The sequence below is a fragment of the Sporosarcina sp. AD_1 genome (assembly GCF_057373025.1).
Map to the genome: position 1 here is coordinate 20587 of NZ_JBPVIR010000012.1, position 15544 is coordinate 36130.

At 46.1% G+C, this 15544-nt stretch carries 18 protein-coding genes; 16 read left to right on the forward strand and 2 right to left on the reverse strand.

What is annotated here, in order from left to right:
- The first annotated feature begins 14 nt into the window (after window positions 1-14).
- From veg to spoVT, 16 genes are all read left to right on the forward strand, one after another.
- The gene (gene veg / locus ACSW3C_RS18545; protein ID WP_238079157.1) at window positions 15-281 is read left to right on the forward strand and encodes a biofilm formation stimulator Veg; all 267 of its coding nucleotides are present in this window, start codon (window positions 15-17) and stop codon (window positions 279-281) included.
- 194 nt (window positions 282-475) lie between these two features.
- Window positions 476-649, forward strand: a complete 174-nt coding sequence (locus ACSW3C_RS18550) for a small, acid-soluble spore protein, alpha/beta type (protein ID WP_184212132.1) — start codon at window positions 476-478, stop codon at window positions 647-649.
- 179 nt (window positions 650-828) lie between these two features.
- Window positions 829-1695 (forward strand): 4-(cytidine 5'-diphospho)-2-C-methyl-D-erythritol kinase, encoded by an 867-nt coding sequence (ispE, locus tag ACSW3C_RS18555; protein WP_486564402.1) that lies wholly within the window; start codon window positions 829-831, stop codon window positions 1693-1695.
- Between the two features lie 55 nt (window positions 1696-1750).
- Window positions 1751-2584 (forward strand): pur operon repressor, encoded by an 834-nt coding sequence (purR, locus tag ACSW3C_RS18560; protein WP_486564404.1) that lies wholly within the window; start codon window positions 1751-1753, stop codon window positions 2582-2584.
- Complete coding sequence (locus tag ACSW3C_RS18565; RefSeq protein WP_238079154.1) at window positions 2581-2952, forward strand: RidA family protein; 372 nt, start codon at window positions 2581-2583, stop codon at window positions 2950-2952. The genes purR and ACSW3C_RS18565 overlap by 4 nt, the downstream gene beginning before the upstream one ends.
- 385 nt (window positions 2953-3337) lie before the next feature.
- Entirely contained in the window at window positions 3338-3793 is a 456-nt protein-coding gene (locus ACSW3C_RS18570) for a MarR family winged helix-turn-helix transcriptional regulator (protein ID WP_486564406.1), read from the forward strand.
- Window positions 3794-3877: 84 nt separating this feature from the next.
- Window positions 3878-4507, forward strand: a complete 630-nt coding sequence (locus ACSW3C_RS18575; protein WP_486564407.1) for a hypothetical protein — start codon at window positions 3878-3880, stop codon at window positions 4505-4507.
- On the forward strand, window positions 4485-4763 hold the full coding sequence (locus ACSW3C_RS18580; protein WP_486564408.1) for a hypothetical protein: 279 nt from the start codon (window positions 4485-4487) through the stop codon (window positions 4761-4763). The genes ACSW3C_RS18575 and ACSW3C_RS18580 overlap by 23 nt, the downstream gene beginning before the upstream one ends.
- Before the next feature lie 201 nt (window positions 4764-4964).
- Window positions 4965-5249, forward strand: a complete 285-nt coding sequence (spoVG, locus tag ACSW3C_RS18585; protein WP_207959675.1) for a septation regulator SpoVG — start codon at window positions 4965-4967, stop codon at window positions 5247-5249.
- A gap of 230 nt (window positions 5250-5479) precedes the next feature.
- Complete coding sequence (glmU, locus tag ACSW3C_RS18590; protein WP_486564409.1) at window positions 5480-6856, forward strand: bifunctional UDP-N-acetylglucosamine diphosphorylase/glucosamine-1-phosphate N-acetyltransferase GlmU; 1377 nt, start codon at window positions 5480-5482, stop codon at window positions 6854-6856.
- Window positions 6857-6866: 10 nt separating this feature from the next.
- Window positions 6867-7826, forward strand: a complete 960-nt coding sequence (locus ACSW3C_RS18595; RefSeq protein WP_248514047.1) for a ribose-phosphate diphosphokinase — start codon at window positions 6867-6869, stop codon at window positions 7824-7826.
- 105 nt (window positions 7827-7931) lie between these two features.
- Window positions 7932-8552 (forward strand): 50S ribosomal protein L25/general stress protein Ctc, encoded by a 621-nt coding sequence (locus ACSW3C_RS18600; RefSeq protein ID WP_486564411.1) that lies wholly within the window; start codon window positions 7932-7934, stop codon window positions 8550-8552.
- 137 nt (window positions 8553-8689) lie between these two features.
- On the forward strand, window positions 8690-9253 hold the full coding sequence (gene pth, locus ACSW3C_RS18605) for an aminoacyl-tRNA hydrolase (RefSeq protein WP_486564412.1): 564 nt from the start codon (window positions 8690-8692) through the stop codon (window positions 9251-9253).
- A 53-nt stretch (window positions 9254-9306) separates the two neighbouring features.
- A complete protein-coding gene (locus tag ACSW3C_RS18610) occupies window positions 9307-9540 on the forward strand; it encodes an anti-sigma-F factor Fin (RefSeq protein ID WP_486564414.1) in 234 nt (77 codons plus the stop codon).
- Between the two features lie 193 nt (window positions 9541-9733).
- Window positions 9734-13270, forward strand: a complete 3537-nt coding sequence (gene mfd / locus ACSW3C_RS18615; protein ID WP_486564416.1) for a transcription-repair coupling factor — start codon at window positions 9734-9736, stop codon at window positions 13268-13270.
- An 88-nt stretch (window positions 13271-13358) separates the two neighbouring features.
- Window positions 13359-13895: a stage V sporulation protein T gene (gene spoVT / locus ACSW3C_RS18620; protein WP_486564417.1), complete on the forward strand. Its 537-nt coding sequence runs from the start codon at window positions 13359-13361 to the stop codon at window positions 13893-13895.
- A 108-nt stretch (window positions 13896-14003) separates the two neighbouring features.
- Here the strand turns inward: spoVT and ACSW3C_RS18625 are convergent, their stop codons facing one another.
- Together ACSW3C_RS18625 and ACSW3C_RS18630 are read right to left on the reverse strand one after the other, a co-directional pair.
- Window positions 14004-14687, reverse strand: a complete 684-nt coding sequence (locus ACSW3C_RS18625; RefSeq protein WP_486564419.1) for a hypothetical protein — start codon at window positions 14685-14687, stop codon at window positions 14004-14006.
- Window positions 14684-15508, reverse strand: coding sequence for an ABC transporter ATP-binding protein (locus ACSW3C_RS18630; protein WP_486564421.1), 825 nt, complete (start codon window positions 15506-15508; stop codon window positions 14684-14686). Before ACSW3C_RS18630 ends, ACSW3C_RS18625 begins: the two co-directional genes overlap by 4 nt.
- Window positions 15509-15544 lie beyond the last annotated feature (36 nt).

The following is a 15544-nucleotide window of genomic DNA, read 5'->3' on the forward strand; positions in this document are numbered from 1 at the left end:
GAGGTGTAAGCGACGTGCCAAAAACATTAGCGGACATTAAGAAGTCATTGGATGCTCACTTAGGAAAACGTTTGTATGTAAGAGCAAACGGCGGCCGGAAGAAGACGATTGAACGGGCCGGAGTCCTTCGAGAGACGTATCGGGCAGTTTTTGTAGTGGAACTGGACCAGGACGAAAATTCTTTTGAAAGGGTGTCTTACAGCTACGCGGATATTTTGACCGAAGCGGTCGAAATAACAGTTCTAGCAGACGGTGACGCAACTGCGTTTGTCGTCAAATAATTCGTTTTGCCATCATGGTTTGATTTATTTTTTTCATCTCATTTTGCCTCGTCCTCCTATTTGGGAGGATGAGCGCGGAATGTTTTTAAAGATTACGTTTGGACATCTATTTCCTTTTATCTATAGAAGGAATAGGTGTTTTTTTATGGTTTGGACTCATACTACGGTTGTCAGTCGCAAAGGAGGAAAACCGAATGGCGAGAAAACGAGTAATGTCTGAGCGCTTGAAGGAAGAAATTGCGAAAGAACTTGGATTTTACGATGTTGTCCAGCGAGAAGGTTGGGGAGGAATCAAATCACGCGACGCAGGAAATATGGTGAAGCGAGCGATTGAAATGGCGGAACAAGGTATGGCCCAAAAGAAATAACCGCTTAACACCTTTCAACTCATAAACGACTGACACGGGAAGGGCTGCGAGGAAGAGAAATCTGTTCCAAGCAGCCCTTTTCCATCCCATATGCCGTTTTGCAAATGAAAGTACCGCAAACGGCTTGGCCTATGGTAAAATAGGGAACAATGAGTAGCGGAATGAATGGAGGGAGCTGGATGTTATATGAAAAAGCACCGGCCAAAATTAATCTGACGCTTGATGTGCTGTATAAACGTCCAGACGGGTATCACGAGGTCGAAATGATTATGACCACTGTGGATCTGGCGGATCGCGTTTGGCTCAAGCCGACAGACGATGGGAAAATTACAATAAAAGCATCAGAACGGTTCGTGCCGAGCGATCGGAAAAACTTGGCCTACCAAGCCGCCGATCTGCTTCGGAAAGAGTATGGCATACATAAAGGTGTCGAAATCACGCTCGACAAAAATATCCCCGTTGCGGCTGGCCTGGCAGGCGGAAGTTCGGATGCGGCGGCTGCACTCCGAGGGCTGAACCGTCTTTGGGGTTTACAGCTCAGCGCGGACAAGCTTGCTGAACTGGGTGCCCGCATCGGTTCGGATGTGTCGTTTTGTGTCTACGGCGGGACTGCATTGGCTACAGGACGCGGAGAAAAGATTCAGCATCTGGCGGCACCGCCGAATTGTTGGGTCATTCTAGCGAAGCCATCCATTTCAGTCTCGACAGCGGACATTTATCGCAATTTGGACATCTCATCTATTCAACATCCAGATACAAAACAGATGATGGATGCTTTAGCTTCGAACGATTATCAGCAGATGTGCCGTTCACTCGGCAATGTACTGGAGCCGGTTACGATGAAACTGTATCCTCAGGTGGTTGTTTTGAAAGAAAAAATGGAGCAGTTTGGCGCAGATGCTGTGTTAATGAGCGGAAGCGGCCCTACGGTGTTTGGCCTGGTCAAACACGAATCACGGGTCTCGCGTATTTATAATGGATTAAAGGGCTTTTGCACCGAAGTGCATGCAGTCCGGATGACAGGGGAACGGTTTCCTCTTGTATAAAGACGTACATTTATGTTAAGTTGCAAGTAAATATTCGGTTTTAGGGGGTGTTCAAATGAAATGGAAAAGAAGTGAGAGGTTGGTTGATATGACACGCCACCTTTTGGAAAATCCCCATTTATTAATTCCTCTTACGTACTTTTCAGACCGGTACCAGGCGGCAAAATCATCGATCAGTGAAGACTTGACGATCGTGAAAGAAACCTTTGAAGAAAACGGAACCGGCAAATTGGTTACTGTTTCAGGTGCTGCTGGCGGTGTTAAATATATTCCGAAAGTGACGGAATCAGAAGTCCGGGAAGTGATGGCCATGTTAAAGGAAAACTTGGGCCGATCCGACCGTCTGCTTCCAGGCGGCTACTTGTACATGACCGATTTTCTTGGAAATCCAAAGATGATGGACCGCATTGGCAAGGTATTTGCCTCCGCTTTTGCCGAAACGGAAATTGATGTGATCATGACCGTTGCGACAAAAGGCATTTCTATCGCGCATGCCATTGCGCGCCATTTGAATGTTCCTGTCGTTGTTGTCCGCCGGGATAGCAAAGTGACCGAGGGATCTACCGTCAGCATTAATTACGTATCAGGCTCTACACGGAGAATTCAAACAATGGTATTATCGAAAAGAAGTATGCAAAGCGGACAGCGTGTCCTTCTCACAGATGACTTCATGAAGGCGGGCGGAACAATGGCCGGCATGAAGAATCTGCTCGAGGAGTTCGGTTGCGAGCTTGCCGGCATTGCAGTATTAGTGGAAGCGGAACATACCGAGGAAGTGCTCGTCCAAGACTTCTTGTCATTGGTCAAACTGAAAGCGGTGAATGAAAAAGACCGCACCATCGAACTGCAGGAAGGCAACTATTTTAAGAAGGGTGGAACGATGTCATGAACTATGTAGCGACAAAAGATGCACCACAAGCGATTGGACCCTATGCACAAGCGGTGAAAGCAAACGGATTTGTGTACACATCCGGCCAGCTTCCAATGACACCAGACGGCCAACTGCTGGAAGGAACCATTCAAGAACAAACACACCAAGTATTCGCCAACTTGAAAGCTGTACTAGAAGAGGCTGGCACAAGCCTTGATAAAGTCATCAAAGCAACTGTCTTCATTAAAGACATGAACCAGTTTGCGGCATTGAACGAAGTGTACGCTGAACACTTCGGCTCCCACACACCTGCCCGCTCTACAGTGGAAGTGGCTAGACTGCCAAAAGATGCAGCGGTTGAGATTGAAGTCATCGCGGTAATCTAATGATCGATCAGGAAGAGAACACAGATTGTGTATCTCTTCCTGATTTTTTATTGTTTTTTTTCTGGTAGCCACATTTGATGAAGCGCTTGATGAACACCTCTCGCATATAGTAGCTGGTGACGTCGCTTGATGATGTGCTCGAAAATTAAAGCGACCGCTCGATTCTTCCCGCTAACCGCTCGTATAATCGCAAGACCTCTCATATATATAGTTTACCGCTCGTATATCACTGTGAACGCTCGTATGCAATTTCCTGTTTTTCTTGCATATCCGTATACCGACAACTAAGAAGCTGAAATCAAACTATGAGAGAGACTTCGCATTTGATTAATCGTAAAGCCTGCTATATAATTAAGTTGTCTAAACTATAAAGGTGGTTAGAACATTGAACAAAGAGTTAATTCAGACGGTCAAGGACTTGAACCGGACGGTTTATGAGATCAATTTAGCCTTAATGGAGAAATATGAATCCCAAATAGACAATGAAATTACGTCCAAACAAGCAGTCTTGCTTGAGGTCTTAAATAAACACAAGCGATTGACAGTCAGTGAGCTTGCCGACTTGATGAAGGTTTCATCCAGCGCTGTAAGCCAGATCATAAGCAAGCTGGATAAGAAGAATTATGTGCGGCGGGAGATTAATACGAATAATAGACGGGAAATCATCGTTTTATTAGGGGAAGCAGGCATAAAATATTTTGAAGCGAGAGACCGTATTGACCAAATCATTATAGAAAAGTACTACGCACAACTGGATTTTACTGATGTAGAGAACGTGAAAAAAATGTTTCAACAATTAAAGACAATCATTGAGGAAGATATAAATCAGCCGGAAAATTAATTTTTGGTTGATTTATTAAGGGTAAATAAATGGTCAATATTTAAGTAACCTTAATAATTAAGCTTAATGAAAGGAGATAGCAGGTTGAAAGATAAAATCAAGGTGAAGGGATATGCAAACTATGACAGCGACATATCAACTGACACTTTCACAAGTATTGGGCAATGCATCCTACAATCAATCCATACGAATGAATTTAGAAATTCAGGTGCGTGCAAAGTAAAAGGCAATTGTACCACTACATTAATGACCAATACGGGCAGTGCAACTTTGAATAGCTTGGTGGCAGATCAAGTCGATTCCTCAGGTTCTCTTCGAGTTGAAACGCAGGTTACATCAAGAACATTTCATGCAAAAGGACATGTGATGATTAAGGGGGTACTGGAAGCGCAATTCGTCACACTTCTCATGACTTCCACGTGCCATATCTCCAACATCAAAGGAGCGCAAGAAATAACAGTAAGTAGTCATGCCATCTCGTATATCAACTTTTTGGGTATTGGAAAGAAAACATTAAGAAGCGAGAGAATCGAAGGGAGGGTCATACGGTTGGAGCATACCGTTGCGGATTTGGTAATTGGTGAATGTGTTTATATCGGGAAAGGCTGCGAGATCAAAGAAATTCGCTATGCAAAGACGTTGGATATTCATCCGGATTCAACAGTGAATTTATCTTATAGGAGGGAGGGAAATGAAAATGAAAAATATTTATAAAGCGCTGCTATTTATGTTTGCCTGTCCCGTGCTGGGTGTCTTATCAGTTGGTTTAGCTGTGTGTTCCATCGTTTCACTCATTGGAGGGATTGCAAGAACATTTGGCGTTGGTTTTCGCATGGATATTTGGGATTACGGTTCCGTTCCAACCCTATTAAGTATCCCGGTTGCCGCCTTGTTCAGCCTCCTTTTATTGTTCATTGCCTTCCTGGCATGGAAATTACTTAAGCAATCCGTCGGCTTTGTGAAATCTTGAGGAAGAAGAGGCTCTTCAGTTCCAAAATTCTCTTTATTGAGGATGGAAAGCAACGCTCCTTTTTAATTCTTTATACTATTCACTCCCAACAGATAACCACTTTTCAAAATCGTGTAAATATTTTAGAACAAAAGAAGGGTTCTCATTGCTTTTGTAGAATATAGAAAGTGAAACGCATTTGAAAAGGGAGTGGGGTAAAAAATGGAAGTTACAGATGTGAGATTACGTAAGGTAGATACGGATGGCAGAATGAGAGCGATCGCTTCCATCACATTGGATAGCGAGTTTGTCATCCACGATATCCGGGTCATTGAGGGGAATGACGGGTTGTTTGTGGCCATGCCAAGCAAACGAACGCCGGAAGGGGAATTCCGCGATGTGGCCCATCCAATTAATTCGGGAGCGCGTACAAAAATACAAGACGCAGTGCTGGAAGCGTACCATCAGGTAGCAGAGCGCGGCGTACTGGAAGAAGCAGGCGCGTAACCCTGTACCACAATTTCATACAACTGCAAAAGACCAACGCGACAGATAGAGTTGGTCTTTTATTTTGTGCAAGAGAGTGAGAAATACATGGATGGAAAGTCAGTTTATACATAGAAAAAAACAAGCAAATAATACTAAAAGAAAAAGAAGCTGTTGTCAAGAGGGGATAGTTGAAAAAATGCTGAAATTCATATATAGTCAATAATGAAATTATGGATGGAGGACAGCACATGACGAATACATATGCCATCGTCCTTGCTGCAGGACAAGGTACGCGGATGAAGTCCGATCTATATAAAGTAATGCATCCTGTCTGTGGAAAACCGATGGTCGAGCACGTAGTCGACCATATTAAAGGTCTTGGCGCCGATAAGATTGTTACCGTTGTCGGACACGGGGCTGAAAAAGTGCAGGACTTGCTCGGGGAATCCTGTTCTTATGCATTTCAGGAGGAACAGCTCGGGACAGCCCATGCGGTGAAACAGGCAGAAGAGTTACTCGGTGGTTTGGAAGGTACGACGATTGTGGTTTGCGGCGATACCCCGCTGATCAAATCGGAAACAATGGAAGCGCTCGTCGCCCATCATCGCGAAATGGGTGCGAAAGCGACCATCTTAACAGCCATCGCAGAAGATCCGACTGGGTACGGACGGATTATCCGGGATGAAAACGGAAATGTCATCCGTAATGTCGAGCACAAGGACGCCAACCAGGAGGAGCAACAGGTTACTGAAATCAACACAGGTACCTATTGCTTCGACAATAAAGCCCTTTTTGCCTCTTTGGAAAAAGTGAAAAACGACAATGCCCAAGGCGAATACTATCTTCCAGATGTGATCGGCATCTTGCAATCGGAGCAAGAGACGATCGCCGCTTATGTAACAGATGATTTCAGCGAAACAATTGGTGTAAACGATCGGGTAGTGCTCGCGCAGGCGGAAGCGGCTATGCGGAAACGCATTGCGGAAAAGCATATGCGCAATGGCGTGACGATCATTAATCCTGAGCAAACCTACATCAGTGTGGATGCTGAAATTGGCCGTGATACAATCTTGCAGCCAGGCGTCATGATTGAAGGGCGCACGATTATCGGTGAGAGATGTACAATCGGTCCAAACAGCCATATAGACAATAGCATAATCGGCAATGAAACAACGATTCATTCGTCAGTCGTGCGAGATAGCAAAATCGGTTCCCACACAACAGTCGGGCCGTTTGCTCATATCCGTCCGGATTCCAATCTCAGCGACAATGTTAAAATTGGCAATTTCGTCGAAGTGAAAAAATCGACACTCGGTGAAGGCAGCAAAGTATCCCACTTAAGTTATATCGGCGATGCGCAAGTTGGTTCCCATGTAAATGTTGGCTGCGGGTCGATCACAGTCAATTACGATGGAAAAAACAAGTTCCAAACGATAATTGAAGATGATGCTTTTATCGGCTGCAATTCAAATTTGGTTGCGCCCGTTACCATTGGAAAAGGCTCATTTATCGCGGCTGGATCGACGATTACAAAAAATGTACCAGAATCTTCACTTGCAATTGCACGCACTCGACAGGAGAATAAAGAAGGCTACATCTCTAAATTAAATCTTAAAAAACCATAGGGGGACCATGATGGCTAATCATTATCCTAATGATAAACTCAAAATCTTTTCGTTAAATTCCAACCAATCGCTTGCGCAACAGGTAGCGGATGAAATCGGGCGTCCGCTCGGTAAATGTTCTGTAAAACGATTCAGCGACGGAGAAATTCAAATCAATATTGAAGAGAGCATCCGGGGATGTGATGTATTCGTAATTCAATCTACATCCAACCCTGTAAACGATAATCTCATGGAACTTCTCATTATGATTGACGCGCTTCGACGTGCATCAGCTCGGACAATTAATGTCGTTATGCCTTACTACGGTTACGCACGCCAAGATCGTAAAGCTCGTTCCCGCGAACCGATTACGGCTAAGCTAGTTGCAAATATTTTGGAGACGGCAGGTGCGAATCGTGTGATCGGTCTCGATCTACACGCACCACAAATCCAAGGTTTCTTCGATATTCCAATCGATCACCTTGTCGCAGAACCGATTTTAACAGAGTACTTCAAGAGCAAAGGGTTGGAAGGTGATGATCTTGTCATCGTATCTCCTGACCATGGTGGAGTGACACGTGCCCGCAAAATGGCAGATCGCATGAAAGCGCCGATTGCGATCATTGATAAACGCCGTCCGCGTCCGAACGTGGCGGAAGTCATGAACATCGTCGGTAAAGTAAGAGGGAAAACGGCTATCCTAATCGATGATATTATCGATACAGCCGGTACAATTACAATTGCTGCCAACGCAATTATCGAAAGTGGAGCGAAGGAAGTGTATGCTTGCTGTACACACCCTGTCCTATCCGGTCCTGCAATTGAACGGATCGACAATTCACAAATCAAAGAATTGGTTGTTACCAATTCGATCGACTTGCCTGAATCTAAAAAATCACCTAAGATCAAACAATTATCGATTGCGAAGCTGCTTGGAGATGCAATTATCCGGGTATTTGAAGAGAAATCGGTCAGCACATTGTTTGAGTAAAAATCCTTATCCGCAAAGTTAAGGGAAATGTTTCTGTTTAATGTCGTCTGATGTTGGGTATTTCAATAGTTAGAATACTTTTTTTCAGGAAAGGTGACTACGCATATGAGTACAGCAATACAGTCGAAATTAAGAGAAGTTAAACCAAAATCTACATTAACCAAGCTTCGAAAAGATGGGTTCATCCCTTCCGTGGTATATGGATACCAAATCGAATCCATGCCAATCGCAGTGAAAGAAAAAGATCTGATGAGCACATTACGTGAGGTCGGCCGAAATGGCGTACTGAAAATAAACGTAGATGGAAAAGACCTGAATGTCGTATTGGAGGATTATCAGGAAGATGCGCTGAAAGGCGAGATCTATCATGCCGACTTCCTTGCGATTAATATGACAGAGGAATTGGAAGTTAACGTGACGGTACACCTTGTGGGAGAGGCGCCTGGTGAAAAAGAGGGCGGCGTTCTGCAACAGCCGATCCGGGAAGTAACTATCAAAGTAAAACCGTCCGACATTCCGGAATCATTTGATGTTGATATCTCGAACCTGCAAATCGGCGAGTCGATTACAGTTAAAGATATCCGGGAGTCTTCCAACTTTGAACTTCTCAACGACGATGAAGAAGCGCTTGTCGTCATCTCGGCTCCACGTGCTGAGACGGATGAGGATGCAGATGAATCGGAAGAAGCAGCTGCACCTGTAGAAGAAGTGAACGACGCGGAATAATGAACTGAGCAGGCATTGAATCCTTTCATGCTTCCCAGTTCCAAGGAATAAACAGAAAAGCTATAAGGCGTACGGTTGTTGCCGTGCGCCTCTTTTCTGCATTATGGGTTTGAAACGAGCTATAGGAGAGAACGTTTATGAAAATGATTGTGGGGCTCGGAAATCCGGGTAAACAATATGAACACACCCGACACAATATCGGATTTCTCGTTATCGATGAATTGGCACGTCGGTGGGATGCTCCTCCGGCCCAGTCGAAATTCAACGGGGCCTATTCGGTGATCCATCGTCCCGAAGGCAAGGTCATTCTGGTAAAACCGTTGACCTATATGAATCTTTCGGGTGAATGTGTCGGCCCGCTAATGGATTACTATGGCGTGGAAGACGATGAAATCGTTGTACTATACGATGATCTCGATCTGGCGCCAGGAAAACTCCGGCTCCGCCAAAAGGGAAGTGCGGGAGGCCATAACGGCATGAAATCGCTGATCGCCCATATGGGGACAGATCAGTTCAATCGGATCCGTATCGGCATCGGACGCCCAACAGGCGGCATGAAGGTACCCGACTATGTGTTATCCAATTTCGGCAAAGAGGAAATACCGGTCATGGAAGAAATGATCAAGAAAAGTGCAGACGCTTGCGAGGCCTGGCTCAAAGCGCCTTTCTTGGAAGTCATGAATGATTACAATGGATCCTAAGGAATAAACCCATGTGTTTCCGCCTATACTTTCATAAAAAGGGGCGGATCATCATGATGTTCGTACGATATACATGTAAGCATTGCAATACGGAAATTGGAAGTATTCCGTTCGATTCAGCAAGAGATGTTATTCGGCAGCTTCAGGAAAACGATGAGAAAGAGAAGGAACGATTTCTCGATACCGATGATAAAGGCTCGATGACGGTCCGTTGCATTTGTGAGCAATGCGAGCAATCACTGCGGATGTTCCCGGACTTATATCATCTTGAAAATTGGAAACAGTGACGATCTGCTTTGGCGTAGCATTACGCACAAAGCTTTTTGCACTTTACTACGTAGGAGGAGCTTGCCGTCTGTGCAAGCCCTCTTCCAGATGTTTAATTAGATTTATGAAAATGAAACCAAAGACTCGATGATGAGGTTATTATATAAAAAAGCGTACCTGATGCCTGAAACCGCGCAGAAAGGAAATGGATGAGTGGAAACACTAATAAAATTGCTTTTACAAGAAAAAGAGATTGCTAATGTGATGGAGGAGCTGAAGGGTGGACAGGACCGTCAATTGATCACGGGTCTTTCGGGTGGAGCAAAACCGCTGTTCTTCCATGCGCTGCAACGCTCCATCGATCAACCGATCATGATTGTAACCCCCAATATGCTTCAAGCGCAGCGTGCATATGATGATCTTGTGAAAATGGCCGAAGATCCATCCCTTGTCCATTTATATCCTGCGGAGGAGCTGATCGCAGCCGATTTTTCCGTATCCAGCTATGAATTGAGAGCATTGCGGATTGATACACTCGATCATATGGCAAGGGTCGGGAAGGGCATTTACATTACTCCGCTGGCCGGGATGAAAAAGCTGCTGCCCGCAAAGGAGAAGTGGAAATCCGCCACCCTCACGGCCCAAGTAGGTGACAGCATTCAAATCGAGGACTGGCTGAATCAGCTCGTTCTCATGGGATACTCGAGACAGGATATGGTAACAACGCCGGGCGATTTTGCATTGCGTGGCGGTATTTTTGATATTTATCCCCTGACGGAGGATGATCCGATCCGAATTGAGTTATTTGATACGGATATTGATTCCATCCGTACGTTCTCGGCAGAAGATCAAAGGTCGACCGGCAAATTGGACACGGTAACGATTTTGCCTGCGACAGAGTTTGTCTGGAGCCGCCTCGATCTCATGCAAGTTGCTGAGCATTTGGAAGTCGCACTTAGTACCAGCTTGAAGCGAATGAAGAATGATGAGGCGAAAGAGGCGCTAACAGCTTATATAAGCCAAGACATCGGGTTATTACGGGACGGCATTGTGCCGGAAGGAATGATGAAATACATTTCATTCTCCGAAGAGCCGCCATCGTTTCTCGGTGATTATTTTCCATCCAATGGACTCGTGCTGCTTGACGAAATCGGCAGAATCCATGAAGTGTCTACATCCCTCGAAGCAGAGGAGAAAGAATGGTTCCTTTCTTTGCTGGAGGAAGGCAAGATTGTCCACGATGCCAAAATTACCTTTTCTTTCGAAGAGGTGCAGGGCATGCTGGAGCAAAAAAGGGCGTATTTCTCCCTGTTCACAAGAGCAGTTCCAGGCATTACGTTAAAGAAAACCGTTTCGTTTTCCTGTAAGCCTATGCAGGAATTCCACGGCCAAATGAACGTGCTGAAGCATGAGATGGAACGCTGGAAGCAAGGGAATTTCGACGTCTTTGTCGTTGCGGACGGCGATGAAAGAATGAAGAAAGTGCAAGGTATATTGCAAGACTACGAGATAAGCGGAACCGTAAACGGCACGCCGAAGGGCAAGGGGAATGTCATCATTGTCGATGGCGATTTGTCCGCCGGATTTGAGCTGCCGTTCCAGCGTCTTGCAGTCATTACCGATGCCGAATTGTTCAAAGGGAAGGCCAAGCGGAAATCACGTGCGAAGAAGATGACGAATGCCGAGCGGATCAAGAGCTATTCGGAAATCAAACCAGGTGACTACATCGTCCACGTCCACCACGGAATCGGGAAGTATTATGGTGTTGTGACGCTCGAAGTGAACGGTGTCCATAAAGATTATTTGGATATTCGTTATCGAGCCGAGGATAAGCTGTTTGTTCCGGCAGATCAAATTGATTTGATTCAAAAATATGTGGCATCGGGTGAAAAAGAGCCGAAACTGCATAAACTAGGCGGAGCAGAATGGAAGAAGACCAAATCGAAGGTTTCCGCAGCCGTTAAAGATATCGCCGATGATCTGATCAAACTGTATGCCAAGCGTGAATCGGAAAAAGGATATGCTTTTTCTCCTGATGATGATCTGCAGCGTTCTTTTGAGAATGCGTTTCCTTACGATGAGACAGAAGACCAGCTGCGTTCAATCACCGAGGTGAAACAGGATATGGAACGGGAGCGGCCGATGGACCGGCTGCTTTGCGGGGATGTCGGTTATGGAAAAACTGAAGTTGCGATACGTGCAGCATTCAAAGCTGTCACGGACGGTAAACAAGTAGCCTTCCTCGTCCCGACGACCATCTTGGCCCAGCAGCATTATGAAACGATGAAGGAACGGTTCTCCGGCTTCCCTGTCGAGGTCTCCTTATTAAATCGTTTCCGTTCAAAGAAAGAGCAGACGGAAACATTGAAGGGCTTGAAGGCGGGGACGGTTGACGTTGTTGTCGGCACACATCGTCTTCTCTCGAAGGATGTTGTTTATAAAGATCTAGGGCTTTTAATTGTCGATGAAGAGCAGCGGTTCGGCGTGACGCATAAAGAGAAGATCAAGCAGCTGAAAACGAATGTGGACGTGTTGACGTTAACGGCGACACCAATTCCGCGGACATTGCATATGTCCATGCTCGGAGTCCGGGACTTGTCCGTCATTGAAACACCGCCGGCAAACCGTTTTCCTGTACAAACCTATGTGATGGAACATAATTTTGGACTCGTCAAAGAAGCGATTGAACGCGAGCTGGGACGTGGTGGCCAAGTATTTTACCTATACAATCGCGTGGAAGACATGACGAAAAAAGTGGAAGAGATCAAACAGCTTGTTCCAGAGGCGAGAGTGGCGTTTGCCCATGGACAAATGTCGGAATCGACGTTGGAGGCTGTCATCCTGAGCTTCTTGGAAGGCGAATACGATGTCCTCGTAACGACCACAATAATTGAAACGGGCATTGATATCCCGAATGTGAACACATTAATCGTTCATGATGCCGATCGGATGGGCTTGTCCCAGCTGTATCAGCTACGCGGGCGTGTTGGCCGTTCCAACCGGGTAGCCTATGGATATTTCCTGTACCAACGGGATAAGGTGCTCACGGAAGTGGCGGAAAACCGTTTGCAGGCAATCAAGGAGTTCACAGAATTAGGATCTGGTTTCAAAATCGCAATGCGTGACTTATCCATTCGCGGTGCGGGGAACTTGCTTGGTGCACAACAACATGGATTTATCGACTCGGTCGGTTTTGATTTGTACTCGCAGATGCTCCAAGATGCAATCGAGGAAAAACAAACGGGCATATCGAAGGCGGATCTTGTCGATGTGGAAATTTCATTGCCGATCAACGCCTACTTGCCGGACACATATATTAAAGACGGCTTCCAAAAGATTCAAATGTACAAACGAGTGAAAGCGATCGAATCGGAAGAGGATTATGCGGAACTGTTTGATGAGATGACCGACCGCTTCGGTGATTTGCCGCTGGAGGCTGATCTGTTGCTACGGGTGGGCCGCATTAAAGCGTGGGGCCGCCATGCGGGAGTCGAATCGATTAAGAAACAACGAAATGTTATCGAGATCCGCCTATCCAAAGAAGGAACCGAGAATATGGACGGCGCAAAAATTGTGGCAGACACAATGAAATTTGGCCGGGCCGTCGGTTTTACTATGGAGGACGGCCAGCTGATTCTAACTGTGGATGACCGCCATACCGGTAAAATGACTGAATTTGATGTGCTGGAACAAGTGATGGAACTGCTAAGCCAATCCGTAAAAGAAAAAGCACAAGTCGATGCCGGCTAAAGGTTCTATTGCATAAAATGTCCATCCATGATGCATACTAAGTCCGAACGGAAGACGGTTATCAATTTTGGAAAGTGAGGCATCATGGATGAAAGCAACAGGTATCGTGCGTAGAATTGACGATTTAGGCAGGGTCGTAATCCCGAAGGAAATCAGAAGAACGCTACGCATCCGCGAAGGAGATCCGCTAGAAATTTTCACAGATCGGGATGGGGAAGTCATCTTAAAGAAGTATTCCCCGATATCCGAATTAGGGCAGTTTGCAAAAGAGTATGCGGAAACGTTATACGAGACACTTGGCACCCCCGCCCTTATCAGCGATCGGGACGAAATGATCGCCGTATCCGGATTATCAAAAAAAGACTATTTGAACCGCCAGCTATCACCAGACGTCGAGGATGTTTTGGCAGGCCGTACGATGGTGATGGAAAAGATGGAGAAATCCGTCGAATGGGTTCCTGGACAAGTCGAGCAGGTGAAATCGTATTGCATTATGCCAATCGTGGCAGGCGGCGATACAATCGGCGCCGTCTATCTACTCTCTAAAGTCCATTTCCTCGGCGACGCCGAACAAAAAGCTGCCGAAACGGCCGCCCATTTCCTTGCGAAGCAAATGGAGCAATAAAAAACAGCCTACAAGTACCGGAAGTGACGGTGCGTGTGGGCTGTTTTGTTATATGTAGACATATTAAACATTAGGCATAGCTGCAATAAAATCAAAAGAATTCTAGAATCAAGACTTCACCCTTAAAGGACAATACGGACACATATCCGTGCCGGGCAATTCCTTATAAAGACAGCAAGTGGTCCGCTTGTAGTGCTGGGAAGCTTCCTCTACGGATTCGCCTTGCAAGTAACGTTGAAAAGGGGAGCGGCGCATCGCAGGCTTCCAGCTATCATCTTGAAACAGTAGGTTCAGATCGTCGTCTTTGTAGGGAGAGTCCAGATTGGCATACATCCAGATGACATAGCCCCAAACGTTTTCCCACAGTATCCATTTTGAAATCTTAGCCCGTTTGCTCAATGCTTCAACGAATGGATGGCCCCATTGGTCAAGGACGGACCGCAGGGCTTCCTCCCGATTAGTTACAGGATGGCTGGCTGTTTCGGGAATGGCGTAGTGAATGAGGCCATCTTTGAGGAAGATTCCTATTTCATCGATGCCTCGGCGCCACATGATTTGATGCTGGCTGATCGATAAAAACAGGCCAGCCATGAAAAAGCCATGCCGCCTCATGTAAACGGAAGCGGCGACCGCATCAGTAGGTGCTCCCGACAATTCCGTCGTCAGCTCCAGTATCCGATCGACCCCTGATCCCACGAGCAAATCGTCCAACAAGAGCAAGGGAGCCGTGTCGTTGTTTATATGAAGAGCAAAGCGTTCCAAGTCTTGCTGTTGTACGTCGGTTACCATCACGCGCCGGTCTCCGTCTTTAATTGCTGGATAATGCAGCGTCCCCGGCCGTACGGCACGCAAAACGGAGTTCCGAACAAAGGATCAGTCGTCACCTGGCATTCCATCCCGAAAACGTTGCGCACTACATCACAAGTGATGATATCTTCTGGTTTCCCTTGTGCGTACACAGCCCCGTCCTTAATGGCGACGATATTATGGGCATAGCGGGAGGCGAGATTCAGATCATGCAATACCATCACGATCGTTCTATTTTTTTGCTCGTTCAATTCAAACAACAAATCCAATATTTCAATTTGGTGGGTCATATCCAAATAGGTCGTAGGCTCATCCAGCAAAATGACATCTGTATCCTGAGCAAGTGTCATCGCAATCCACGCACGTTGTCGTTGCCCGCCTGACAATGAATCGATGGCTCGGTCGCGCAAGTCGCTGATCTTCGTCGCTTCCATCGCAGCTTCCGTCTTTTCCGTGTCTTCCTTCGTCCAGCGGGTAAGCCAGGAATGGTGTGGATAGCGCCCTTGTTTTACGAGGTCATGAACAGTCAATCCTTCTGGGGATACTGGACCTTGAGGCAGGATGCCCATCTTCTTTGCCACGTTGCGTGCTGACATGGAATGAATGTCTTTCCCTTCGAGGAGTATGCCGCCTTCAGAAGGTTTTAATAGACGGGCGATCGATCGCAATAATGTCGATTTACCACAGCCGTTGCTTCCGACAAACACAGTAATCTCTCCGCGAGGCAAAGATAGATGTAAATCCTCGAAAAGAATTCGGTCATCATAGCCGATCTTCAAACCGTCCGTCCTAATTACAGGTTGCATATCCATATGACTTCCTTTCTGCTCGTTCTCAGTTTT

What these genes read in the sequence shown, in the direction of transcription:
- ACSW3C_RS18630 (WP_486564421.1), bottom strand. Translation starts at nt 15,508, where the DNA reads ATGCAACCTGTAATTAGGACGGACGGTTTGAAGATCGGCTATGATGAC.
- glmU (WP_486564409.1), top strand. Translation starts at nt 5,480, where the DNA reads ATGACGAATACATATGCCATCGTCCTTGCTGCAGGACAAGGTACGCGG.
- ACSW3C_RS18550 (WP_184212132.1), top strand. Translation starts at nt 476, where the DNA reads ATGGCGAGAAAACGAGTAATGTCTGAGCGCTTGAAGGAAGAAATTGCG.
- ACSW3C_RS18600 (WP_486564411.1), top strand. Translation starts at nt 7,932, where the DNA reads ATGAGTACAGCAATACAGTCGAAATTAAGAGAAGTTAAACCAAAATCT.
- ACSW3C_RS18565 (WP_238079154.1), top strand. Translation starts at nt 2,581, where the DNA reads ATGAACTATGTAGCGACAAAAGATGCACCACAAGCGATTGGACCCTAT.
- ispE (WP_486564402.1), top strand. Translation starts at nt 829, where the DNA reads ATGTTATATGAAAAAGCACCGGCCAAAATTAATCTGACGCTTGATGTG.
- pth (WP_486564412.1), top strand. Translation starts at nt 8,690, where the DNA reads ATGAAAATGATTGTGGGGCTCGGAAATCCGGGTAAACAATATGAACAC.
- ACSW3C_RS18610 (WP_486564414.1), top strand. Translation starts at nt 9,307, where the DNA reads ATGATGTTCGTACGATATACATGTAAGCATTGCAATACGGAAATTGGA.
- spoVG (WP_207959675.1), top strand. Translation starts at nt 4,965, where the DNA reads ATGGAAGTTACAGATGTGAGATTACGTAAGGTAGATACGGATGGCAGA.
- spoVT (WP_486564417.1), top strand. Translation starts at nt 13,359, where the DNA reads ATGAAAGCAACAGGTATCGTGCGTAGAATTGACGATTTAGGCAGGGTC.
- ACSW3C_RS18580 (WP_486564408.1), top strand. Translation starts at nt 4,485, where the DNA reads ATGAAAATGAAAAATATTTATAAAGCGCTGCTATTTATGTTTGCCTGT.
- purR (WP_486564404.1), top strand. Translation starts at nt 1,751, where the DNA reads ATGAAATGGAAAAGAAGTGAGAGGTTGGTTGATATGACACGCCACCTT.
- ACSW3C_RS18595 (WP_248514047.1), top strand. Translation starts at nt 6,867, where the DNA reads ATGGCTAATCATTATCCTAATGATAAACTCAAAATCTTTTCGTTAAAT.